Raw genomic sequence first — 11,496 nt, 5'->3', positions numbered from 1 at the left:
CGGGAGAACATGTCTTCAGATGCAGGACATGAGATTATGGTCAGCCGGAGCATTCAGGCGGAAGGAACCTTCGGAGATCTTAAAGAAAACTACAGATACAGCCGATTGAGACGCCGGGGACTGGAAAACGTAAAATTTGAGGTGCTTATTGTGGCCATGGGACACAATATCAGAAAATTAAACAACAGAAATCGGATGAGTTGCCCAGAACTCGAACGTTATGGAAAATTAAAGGAGCAGAAAAGCGAAATCTGAAAAAGATTATAAACAGTCTTTTTGAGTTTTGGCTCTTTTCAGTGCGTTCAAAAATTGACTTGAGCGGAAAAACACATCATAAAACAGGATTGAATCAGATAAAAAGCATAGAAAAAGGGGCTGTAAATCTCGCTGATGAAAAATCAGTCGAAATTTAACAGCCCCTTTTTTTACGTATCAGGATATAGATTACAGATGACAAATCCGAAATACGAAACTGATAAATCAAAGATGTAATGAAATCTCAGGCGCAATGTTCTCGAACTTTTTCGAGTTCATTAAAAATGGAAGAATAATTTTCGATCAGATCTAATGGGGTAAAACAGGCTGGATTGATCCGGTCCTGATTGTTCTGATGATAGCTGGCTGCCTGATTATGAATCCATACTGCACTGGCGCAGGCCTCATAGAAAACAGACTGTTGAGCGCATAAACCGCAGATCAGACCCGCAAGAACATCTCCGCTGCCCCCTTTGGAAAGCGTTGAATCTGGATGATCAAGGACGGAGATGTTTTCAGCATCCGCAACAAAGGTCACATCAGATTTTAAAACAAGAATAATGTTTGGATATTCTCTCAGAAATGCATCAATGCATTTGATCGGCGAGTTCTGGATCTGTTCAACTGTGAATCCGGAAAGTCTCGAGAATTCCACTACGTGAGGGGTCAGAATCAGTGTTCGGAATTCTGAATTGATTTTGAGCCATTCTGGATGTCTGGAGACAATATTGATCGCATCAGCATCAAGAATCATGTTCATGCGTTTTTTCAGCAGAGTATGGACAACCTTCAAAGCGCCATCTTCTGTCCCCATCCCATTCCCGCAGCAGACAAAAGTGTATTGATCTAATAAGTCTGTCAATCGATCTGCTGCCTGCTCTGAAAAATATCCATCAGTTTCATCAGCAGGAATAATCATGGCCAGATCCATTTTTGCGGCAATGGCCCGGGCTGCAGACTTTGGAGTATACAAACTGAGAGTGCCCACCCCGGCATGAAAACACGAAGAAGCGGCCATGGCTAGAGCTCCCTGCATTCGAAAGGAACCGCCGCACAAAAGGACTTTTCCAAAACGGCCTTTATTCAGATACCTGCTTCGCACAGGCAGACCATGGGCTGCACTCTTTTTGTTGATCCATTTAATTTGTCCTGGGTCCAAAGCATGGACAGCTGCTGGAATTCCAATATCGATCACTTCGACTGTTTTGCTGGCTTGGTGACCTTTAGAGATGATATGTCCAAATTTTCGACAATCCAGCGCAAGGGTAAGGTCCGCATATACAAAAGTTTCTCCCTGACCTGTGTTTCCATAAATTCCGCTTGGAATATCACAGGAAACAACAGGTTTAATACTGCGGTTAAGAGCGCATACGGCTTCTTTGTAGATTCCGCCAAGAGGGCGATTGAGTCCGGAACCAAAGAGTGCATCCACATAGAGATCATAGGACTCATCAAATGGGCGATAATCTTCAACAAAAAGTTCCAGAGGATAAAGTTGGATATTAAGAGCCAGACAGCTTTCAAACTGAACCGTTTCATCATCCGAGAGGGCAGAATCAGCTTTGAGTAAGATGGCAACGCGATATCCTTTCAGATACAGAATCCTGGCTAAAGCCAGACCATCTCCGCCATTGTTTCCCGGTCCGCAAAGAACGGCTATTTTCTTTGCTTTTGGATAGTTGGCGATGATTCTGTCCGCCATACCCCGGGCAGCATTTTCCATCAATACCAGAGATGGAATATGAAAGTTTTCAATGGTGATCTGATCGAATTTTCGAGCTGCAGACGAACTATGAACGCCAGGCTCTGAAGCATAATACTGGATGTTTTCTAAAAACATTGCTGAAGGATCGAATTCGAAGGTGGGTTCTTTCATAATTGGAGTCTCCCTTTTCAAGTTGAATCTTCTGGAAAATCAACATAGATTCTCCTTTTCTAAACTGAAGTGATAATTTTTAATGATCAAAATTGTTTCGAAGTCCATCAAAAAAACGCAAATCCTATTAAATGTCAGTTTTTATAGGGAACTGTTGTATTGATATGACAGAAAGATCGATTTGAATTTCTGCATGATATAATTTTTGGCTGAAAGGACAGGTTTGTCATGAAATCTTCCAGCACCAAAAAATCTCTTATTGTAGGCGGACTGGTAGGGACCTCCGGGTTTTTAATCGCAAAAGCCATCGGGCTGGTTTATTCCATACCGTTCTCAACAATTCTTGGTTCGGATGCCTATATGTCCTATTATGGAACGGCATACCGAATCTACAGTTACATTTTAAACGTATTTACAGCCGGTTTTCCATTTGCGATCGCCACTCTGGTCGCTAAATATTCCACTCTTGAGAATTGGAAGACTGTGCTTCAGGTTCGCAAACTATCCCTGATCTTCATGGCCTGCGTTGGCTTTCTGGGAATGATCATCATGATGCTTTTATCCGGGCTCTTAGCCATGTTAATGACTGAAACAGCCGACGGAGCGCATGTCATGACTCTGGTTCTTTGTATACTGGCAGTAGCGATCTTTCTTGTTCCAATTCTTTCTTCTTACCGGGGATTCATTCAGGGAAGAAAGGAAATGGAAGAATACGCGTTTTCTCAGGCTTTTGAACAGATCTTCCGGGTTGGATTTCTTTTATCAGCAGCCTGTCTGCTGGTCTATGGGTTCCACATGGATCGGGTCTGGGCCCTGTATGGAGCCGTTCTATCCACTTCAGTTGCTGCTCTGGCTGGAATTATTCAGATCTCGAAATTCTCGAGAAAACAGGAAAAAATGCTTTCAGTCATGGCAAAAAAGCAGCAGGTAAAAACAGTTCCCATCCGTCCTTTATTCAAGGAACTTGTTATTTTGGCTTTACCGTATATGGGAAGTGCCATTCTGGGCTATTCGGATGATATCTATAACTCGGTATTGCTTCCAATTGGACTGCGTTATTCATCCTATACTCCTGAACAGATTGATACCGTCATGTCTGCTGCCAATTATGTAGGTACAAAGCTCACTGCCATACCGATGATTCTTGCTCCTGGATTTACTGCAGCCATTATTCCTCATCTTTCATCTTCGCTGCTTGAAAAGAAATACAAACGAATTCGAAAAGATATTCGTGAATGTATGAATATCGTTCTTTTTATGGGACTGTTTTTAAGCTTTGCGATTATGATTTATGCTGGGCCAATTTTCCATACCCTGTTTTATACATCAGACCTTCCATTATCGACGGATATCATTCGCTGGATCAGTCTGGAAGGATTAATGGGAACCATTACGCCTGTAGTAACAAGCATTATGATGGCCCTTTCTTTACAGAAATCGTTGCTTCGGCGATTGGCAATCGGTACGGTGATTAAAGGGGTGCTGATTGTTCCTCTCACCATCTGGATGGGCTTTCCCGGTACCGTATTGGCGACCATGGTTTCCTATGGATATATTCTGACTTTTAATACGATGGAACTTTCTGAGAAATTCGGAGTGTCTCTGAAATCGACTGCACAGGTATTCATCAAAACGATGATTTCACTGTGCTGCATGGGATTATGTGCCTGGCTGCTCAGCAATCTTGGATTAGCGAATCCGGCATCCTCCAAGCTGGTTTGTCTTGGAACAATGCTTGTTTCCGGTGTTGTTTCAACGATCGTCTTCCTGATTGCCGCTTTAGTCCTGCAGCTGCCGCAGCAGCTTTTCCACTTCAGACTAAAAATGCCTCGTTAAGCATTAAAAATGGTGATACCCAAAAGTTGAACAGGAAATAAGAGAACACAATTTTAAAGAAGAAGACCAGAACACCAGCCATTACGGCATTGACTGATCTTCTTCTTTTTATTTTTATCGAGGCATCAAATCGTCGTTTTCTTCATTCATCAATTTTTTGATTTATCAGGAAATTTCAGAACTGGAAGAGGATGCAGTCTGTTTTTGATTGCCGGCTTTGACATCGATAAAAAAACGTTTAGGATGTAAGACTGAACTAAAAGGTGATTATCAGACGCAAAAAGCATATTGGCTCATCACAATATTTCAATCATTTATATTCAATAGTTAATTAAGGAGGGTCTGCCCATGTACGATGTTCTGGTCGTTGGAGCCGGACATGCCGGAATTGAAGCCGCAGCAGCGGCTGCAAGAAAGAATAAAAAAACGATGCTGGTGACAGGAAATCTGGATTTTGCAGGTTCTATGCCATGCAATCCAAGTATTGGCGGACCAGCCAAAGGGATTGTTGTTCGGGAAATTGATGCCTTAGGAGGTCTGATGCCTAAAGCGGCGGATCAGACGGCTTTACAGGTGAAGATGCTCAACACGTCTAAAGGACCGGGAGTCTGGAGTCTGCGGGTTCAATCCGATAAGGAAGCGTATAAACGCTGGATGAAAAATGCCCTGAAACACATGGAACACCTTGATCTGCTTGAATCACAGGCAGCCAGACTGCTCGTAGAGGATGGAAAGGCGATTGGCATTGAATGTACAGATGGGACTCGGATTTTATCCCGCACAGTCATTCTGACTACTGGAACCTATATGTCTGGAACAATACTTAAAGGCCATACCGCCGTTGAAGGTGGTCCCGACCAACAGCCGACACTGACAAGTCTTTCGCAGAGCCTGCGTGATGCCGGGCTTCCAACCTTTCGTTTAAAAACCGGAACGCCGCCCAGGATTGTTCGCGATACGATTGATTTTTCAAAGGCTGAAGTCCAGAAAGGCTCAGAGGAGTTTTATTCCTTTTCAACGGAAAGCACATCCGAAGAAATGATCAGCAAATCCGATGAATTGGATTGCTACATGATTCATACAACACCAAAAACTCATGAAATCATTCGGAATCATCTTCAGGATTCAGCAATGTATTCGGGTCTGGTAAAAGGTGTAGGACCTCGCTACTGCCCAAGTATTGAAGATAAACTGGTGCGTTTTGCGGATAAGGAGAGACATCAGCTCTTTCTTGAACCTGAAACGCTGGATTATGACACGATTTATGTTCAGGGCTTTTCTACTTCCATGCCAGAGGATGTTCAGGAATTAATGGTCCATTCGCTTCCAGGACTTGAACATGCAAAAATACTCAAATATGCTTACGCTATTGAGTATGATGCGATCGATCCGCTGACCATGAAGCCTTCTCTTGAAAGTAAGATTGTGGAAAATCTGTTTACCGCCGGTCAGATTAATGGCACATCAGGCTATGAAGAAGCAGCTGGTCAGGGATTGATGGCTGGAGTCAATGCGGCTTTGAAAACCGAAGGAAAAGACCCACTGATTTTAGGCCGCGATGAAGCTTATATCGGGGTGATGATCGATGATTTAAGCACGAAAGGGACAAGTGAACCTTATCGATTGCTGACAAGCCGGGCAGAATTTCGGCTGCTTCTTCGCCATGATAATGCAGATCTGAGACTGATGAAAAAGGGACATGAGGCTGGACTCATCGATGAAGCGAGATATCAGAAGTTTTTAAATAAGGTTGAACAGATTGAACAATGGACAAAGCGCATTGAAGAAGTCAAAGTATCTATTCATGACGATTTGGTTCAGGAGTATCTAGTTTCTTTAGGGTATGAGCCATTAACTCGATCATTGAATCTTTCCGAACTAATTAAGCGTCCAAAAATCAGTCTATATCATGTCGCTGAACTTCTTGGACTTTCAATGGATAAGGAAATTGCCGATGAAATCGAAATTGAAGCCAGATATGCCGGTTACATTGAAAAATCGAAAAAAGATGCAGAGCGTATGCGAAAGCTTGAAAGCCGAAGACTCAGCTATGATCTTGATTATCTGAATATGGATAATCTGGCTTTAGAAGCCAGACAGAAGCTTGACAAAATCAGGCCTCAGACCCTTGGCCAGGCCAGTCGAATATCTGGAATCAATCCGGCAGATATCGCTGTTTTGTCGATGTACGCCCGCTAGAATGAGTGATTGACTGGAATTGGTCCAGGAGAGAATCCTGTTTTGTTATAATGATTAAGTAAAAACAGACTGTTTAAGGTTTGAAAGGGAGTGATTCGATGAAGAAAAAATCTGCTCAGTTTCATGCTTTTCGCGGACTCGTTATGTTTCTGATGCTTGTCTCCATCGGATGCTTCAGTATCAGTATCGTTCGGGATATCGGTACCTATGTAGCGTTGAATCAGAATATACGAACGAATTCGCAAAAAAGAGACCAGCTGGTGGAGAAAAAAGAGAGTCTCGAAACTGAAAAAACAAATCTTTCCAATCCGGATTACGCGGAATTTGTTGCTCGTGGAAAGTACCTGGTGACCAAAGAAGGGGAACAGATCTTTAAATTCCCGGCGATTGATAAAAATCCAGCGACCCAGGAGGAATAGCCAAGATGTCGAAGAAGAGAATAATTCTCTTCTTTTTTTGCTTTATAAGCATTCATTTAAAAATCTTTATGGAATTTCCGATTTAAATGTTAAAATTCACAATTATGTCATTATAAATTGTCATAATGTTATCACAATAAGACATTCATCCTGGATGGATTGACTTATTGTTGAAAAGAAGATGTATCACAGGATTTAAATCTGAAAGGAAAAAACGAAATATGGAAATCCATAAGAACAATGAATCTTTGATGAGTCAGACCATTACCTCACAGGCCGCCGGTTATGACTCCTCCTGTATAACATCGGTGTGTTATAAAACAGGAAACCTGATTATCGATCCGGAAAGATGTACTATCTTTCGAAATGGAACGCCTGTAGCCGCAGGCCGCGTAGAATTTGACATGATTCTCTGTCTGATTGTGAATGCCCCCAGAACATGTACCAGACAACTGCTTCTGGATATAGCCGGTTCTTATTATTCGCATATTCTCAAAAACAATACTCTGAGCAAGCATATCAATCGAATACGCCATAAGATTGGAAATTTTGGTGGGGAAAGTTTCATCCGAACCTGTCACTCAGTTGGTTATCAATGGGCCGTTCCGGTGGAAAAACTGGGGCTGCCCCAGGCGTTAGCACTCGTTGATGCCGAGCTCGCAAATGAACATCGGGGAAATCTGGAGAATTCTAAAAGCATGTCTTCGCCTGCTGAAGACTGAAAATGTACGAAATCGACATGTTTATTAAATCTACGTATATTGAAAGCCGTTTCAGCATAACGCCTGAAATTCCTTTAAAAGCAAATGATACGAACTAGTCAAAAACCGCCGATTGTCTGAAAAAGCTAATGGACAAATTACATAAATAGTACAGAGATGAACATTAAATCAGAAACTGTCAGAAATTTGTGGAAAATAATCAAGATTAGAAATCATGTGAATAATACGGAAAAATAATGTCTAAATTGTTATGATTCTGTTTCAAAATCCGAATTTTGATTGCTTTTGACAACATTAAATCTATAATTGTGTTGCGGAGGAATTAGAACGATATGAACGATTATTTCAGCTCAAAAGAGAACTTTAAGAGAGCGTACAAAGATGAAATCTCGCACTCTTTCGGCCGGAACTTCGAGGAGGCTCATCCCGAAGAAAAGTATGTCGCTTTAGGGAAAATGATTACGGATTACGTCAATGAAAACTGGCGCGAAACGAAAAATGCTGTAAAAGAACAAAGAGCCAAGCAGCTGTATTACTTTTCGATGGAATTTCTGCTCGGCCGTCTGATGACCAATAACCTGATGAATCTTGGCGTCTATGACGTTGTTCGTGATGGCCTTGAGGAACTGGGTATCAATATCCATGATGTCGAAATGATGGAACAGGATCCAGGATTAGGAAATGGCGGACTTGGCCGTCTGGCAGCCTGCTTTTTAGATTCACTTGCCAGTTTAAATCTGCCAGGAAACGGAAACTGCATCCGGTACCACTATGGATTATTCCGTCAGGAAATTGTTAACTGTCAGCAGGTTGAAAAACCAGACTGCTGGCTGAAACTTGGAAACGTATGGGAGGTCTGGAAGCCATATCATGCCGTCCGTGTTAAATTTGGCGGACAGCTGAATGCCTATATGGATAATAATGGAAAATTCCATTCTGCTCATGTACCTGATTTTGCGGTAAAAGCGGTCCCTTACGATATGCCGGTTGTCGGTTACCATACAACAACCACGAATACCCTGCGCCTTTGGGATGCAGAACTTGATGAAGAGTCTGTTCCAGGAGGCCAGCTGACAAAATATCTCAATGATGTCAGTGAACTGACTGTCAATGTTTATCCTGACGATTCAACCAATGAAGGGAAAGAACTGCGTCTGCGCCAGCAGTATTTCTTTGTGTGTGCCGGAGTGGATCAGATCATCAGAACTCACCTTTTAGAGTATCCAACGCTTGATAATCTGGGTGAAAAAGTGGCCATTCAGTTAAACGATACCCATCCGGTGCTTGTTATTCCGGAACTGATGCGTGTGCTGATGGATGATTATGATTACTCATGGGATCATGCCTGGGCCATTGTAAAGGAAACAGTTGCCTATACAAACCATACGGTTATGGCTGAAGCCATGGAAAAATGGGATCAGAAGATGGTTCGCCGACTGCTGCCCAGAGTTTATATGATCATTGAAGAAATCGAACGTCGATTCCGCTATGAAGTCAATCATGCCGGACGTGGTAATGATTTTTATCAAATGTCGATTCTTAAGGATAATCAGGTTCATATGGCCAATCTGGCTGTTGTTGGAAGCCATTCTGTTAACGGCGTAGCCAAGCTGCATTCGCAGATTCTCGTGGACGATGTATTAAGTACATTTGCAAGCTTCTATCCTGAAAAATTCAATAATAAGACCAATGGAATTACTCATCGCCGCTGGCTGGTTTATTCCAATCCGCAGCTGACTCATTTACTTGAAAAGACCATTGGGGATGGCTTTATTAAGCATCCTGAAGAGCTGAGCCGTCTGATGGACTATGTGGATAATCCGGAAGTTCAAAACGAGTTCATGCAGGTTAAGCGCGAACGTAAGGAAATTCTGGCTGCCTGGGTGAAGGAAAATCTTGGAATTGAAGTCAATGTGGATTCAATTTTTGATTGCCAGTCCAAGAGACTGCATGCCTATAAGCGTCAGCTGCTGAATATCTTTCATATCATTTACCTGTATCTGAAAATGAAACAGGATCCAGGTTTCCGCATTTATCCGAGAACTTTCTTCTTCTCAGCGAAAGCGGCGCCAAGCTATAACCTGGCAAAGGAAATCATAAAGCTGATTAATATGGTTGCCGAAAAGGTGAACAATGATCCAGAAATCAGTCAGTATCTGAAAGTGGTATTTATTCCGAACTATTCCGTATCCATTGCTGAATTGCTGATTAATGCTGCTGATGTTTCTGAACAGATCTCAACAGCGGGTAAAGAAGCTTCAGGAACTGGAAACATGAAATATATGATGAATGGAGCCCTGACGATTGGTACACTGGATGGAGCGAATGTTGAAATCGTTGAACAGGTCGGATATGAAAATGCGAAGATTTTTGGCCTTCGTGTAGAAGATGTCAATATCATGCGCCGTGAAAACTCCTATGATGTATGGTCTTATTACAATTCCGATTCACGTATCCGCATGGTTGTTGAAAGTCTGCGCAATGGAACCTTCTCAAGTAATCCGAATGAGTTCCAGCTGATCTATAATGATCTGATGCTCAACCGGGATGAATTCTTCGTTCTTGCTGATTTTGCAGCCTACTGCAAAGCGCAGGAAGATGTTCAGAGCTGGTATGAAAACAGACCGGCCTGGGCACGTGCAATGCTGATCAATATCGCAAAATCCGGTTATTTCTCTTCTGATCGTACGATTCAGGAATACGCAGATCATATCTGGGGACTTAAACCTCTCGATTTTGATTCAAAGGATGAAAAATAATCCGATCAATCAAAAAATAATTCTAGTAAAACGATTCTGGTTATTATTGAGTTGTTGAATATCCATTTCTGCAGCAGGTCACTGAAGATCTGCTGCTTTTTCAGGTCGTTTTTCCTGCGGTAGGATGAAGTATAATAAAAGCAAAAATCAGACTTAAATTTGAAACAGAAAACATTCATCATGATCGGATTTAAATGCCCGATTAAAGGAAAGGAAGCAGCATTATGTATTCAGCGATCCCAGAACCAGTATCATCAGATACAAACCATCAGAATAAGAAGAGAAAAGTCCTGCTTTTAGGGGCGACCGGTTCGATTGGAAGCCAGACTCTGGACATTCTGCGTGAATATCCTGATCACTTTGAGCTCGTTGGAGTCAGCGCAGGGTTTTCGTTAAAGAAACTTGAAGAAATTATGAAAGAGTTTCCTGCCGTTCAGGCCGGAGGAATCGCTCTGAATGATGCCCCTGAAATGCTGGCATCAAAAAAACTTTATCGAGGGGACAATCAGATGTGTGATATGATTCGTGATCTCGACTTTGATATTTTAGTCAATGCGACGGTTGGATTTCGAGGCCTGGAACCAACGCTGAAGGCCATTGAAAAAGGAAAGGATGTAGCCCTGGCCAACAAGGAATCTCTGGTCTGCGGGGGGGATCTTGTTCTTGAAGCCCTGCAGAAACATGGTTGTAAGCTTTATCCGATTGATTCAGAACATTCAGCTATTTTTCAATGCCTGCAGGGAAACCGAATAGATCAGGCGGCCAGACTCATCATTACAGCTTCAGGAGGAAGCTTTCGCAACCGAAATCGGGATGAACTGGAAGGAGTCAGCGTAAACGAAGCTCTGGCTCATCCAAACTGGGCAATGGGAAAACGAATTACGCTTGATTCTGCCACAATGGTCAACAAGGCTTTTGAAGTGATCGAAGCGCACTATCTGTTTGGAATTCCGTTTGATCAGATTGAAACTGTACTTCATCCAGAAAGTATCGTGCACTCGATGGTTGAATTTAAGGACCATGCAATTATCGCCCAGCTTGGTTCTGCCGATATGCATCTTCCGATTCAATATGCCCTGTGTTATCCAGACCGTATGAACATTACTGAAGAAAAGCCGCTCGATATGACGCAGACGCTTGATCTTCATTTTAAGAAAATGGATTTTGAACGATATCCGATGCTGAAACTTGCATGGCTTGTGGGTAGGGAAAAAGGAAACCGCGGAACTGTCATGAATGCAGCCGATGAACAGGCAGTCGAATTGTTTCTGGATGAAAAGATTGGCTTTCTTGATATAGAAACCTGTATATTAGAAGCCCTGAAAAACATTAAAAATGTTGAAAACCCTACATTCGAAGATCTTAAGAAAGCCGATTCAGAGGCAAGACAATTTGTCCGGGATCTTTTTTGACCTTTGTAATATAATAAC

At 42.3% G+C, this 11,496-nt stretch carries 8 protein-coding genes; 7 read left to right on the top strand and 1 reads right to left on the bottom strand.

The genetic code is table 11. The features are described from left to right. The coding region (locus tag BO222_RS01895; protein ID WP_075817320.1) for a transposase at positions 1–255 on the top strand (255 nt) is incomplete at its 5' end. Positions 256–499: 244 nt separating this feature from the next. Here BO222_RS01895 and BO222_RS01890 read toward each other — a convergent pair. After that, positions 500–2,131 carry a bifunctional ADP-dependent NAD(P)H-hydrate dehydratase/NAD(P)H-hydrate epimerase gene (locus BO222_RS01890; RefSeq protein ID WP_075817870.1) on the bottom strand — a complete coding sequence of 544 codons (1,632 nt, stop codon included), beginning with the start codon at positions 2,129–2,131 and terminating at the stop codon, positions 500–502. A gap of 228 nt (positions 2,132–2,359) precedes the next feature. On the opposite strand from BO222_RS01890, the gene BO222_RS01885 reads away from it, so the two are divergent. The 6 genes from BO222_RS01885 (at position 2,360) to dxr (ending at position 11,478) form a co-directional block, all read left to right on the top strand. Next, complete coding sequence (locus tag BO222_RS01885; RefSeq protein WP_075817868.1) at positions 2,360–3,967, top strand: oligosaccharide flippase family protein; 1,608 nt, start codon at positions 2,360–2,362, stop codon at positions 3,965–3,967. Between the two features lie 348 nt (positions 3,968–4,315). After that, on the top strand, positions 4,316–6,166 hold the full coding sequence (gene mnmG, locus BO222_RS01880) for a tRNA uridine-5-carboxymethylaminomethyl(34) synthesis enzyme MnmG (protein ID WP_075817866.1): 1,851 nt from the start codon (positions 4,316–4,318) through the stop codon (positions 6,164–6,166). A 98-nt stretch (positions 6,167–6,264) separates the two neighbouring features. Continuing rightward, on the top strand, positions 6,265–6,585 hold the full coding sequence (locus tag BO222_RS01875) for a septum formation initiator family protein (RefSeq protein ID WP_075817864.1): 321 nt from the start codon (positions 6,265–6,267) through the stop codon (positions 6,583–6,585). A gap of 221 nt (positions 6,586–6,806) precedes the next feature. After that, entirely contained in the window at positions 6,807–7,307 is a 501-nt protein-coding gene (locus BO222_RS01870; protein WP_075817862.1) for a winged helix-turn-helix domain-containing protein, read from the top strand. 332 nt (positions 7,308–7,639) lie between these two features. Then, positions 7,640–10,066: a glycogen/starch/alpha-glucan phosphorylase gene (locus BO222_RS01865; RefSeq protein WP_075817860.1), complete on the top strand. Its 2,427-nt coding sequence runs from the start codon at positions 7,640–7,642 to the stop codon at positions 10,064–10,066. Positions 10,067–10,290: 224 nt separating this feature from the next. After that, entirely contained in the window at positions 10,291–11,478 is a 1,188-nt protein-coding gene (dxr, locus tag BO222_RS01860; RefSeq protein ID WP_075817858.1) for a 1-deoxy-D-xylulose-5-phosphate reductoisomerase, read from the top strand. Positions 11,479–11,496 lie beyond the last annotated feature (18 nt).

The organism is Ileibacterium valens (genome assembly GCF_001945525.1).
GTDB lineage: Bacteria > Bacillota_I > Bacilli_A > Erysipelotrichales > Erysipelotrichaceae > Ileibacterium > Ileibacterium valens.
Note: the sequence above shows the minus strand (reverse complement) of the source record. Positions and strands in the feature narration are given on the sequence as shown.

Coding starts and splice junctions, on each gene's coding strand:
- mnmG (WP_075817866.1), top strand. CDS start 4,316: ATGTACGATGTTCTGGTCGTTGGAGCCGGACATGCCGGAATTGAAGCC.
- BO222_RS01890 (WP_075817870.1), bottom strand. CDS start 2,131: ATGAAAGAACCCACCTTCGAATTCGATCCTTCAGCAATGTTTTTAGAA.
- BO222_RS01875 (WP_075817864.1), top strand. CDS start 6,265: ATGAAGAAAAAATCTGCTCAGTTTCATGCTTTTCGCGGACTCGTTATG.
- BO222_RS01870 (WP_075817862.1), top strand. CDS start 6,807: ATGGAAATCCATAAGAACAATGAATCTTTGATGAGTCAGACCATTACC.
- BO222_RS01885 (WP_075817868.1), top strand. CDS start 2,360: ATGAAATCTTCCAGCACCAAAAAATCTCTTATTGTAGGCGGACTGGTA.
- dxr (WP_075817858.1), top strand. CDS start 10,291: ATGTATTCAGCGATCCCAGAACCAGTATCATCAGATACAAACCATCAG.
- BO222_RS01865 (WP_075817860.1), top strand. CDS start 7,640: ATGAACGATTATTTCAGCTCAAAAGAGAACTTTAAGAGAGCGTACAAA.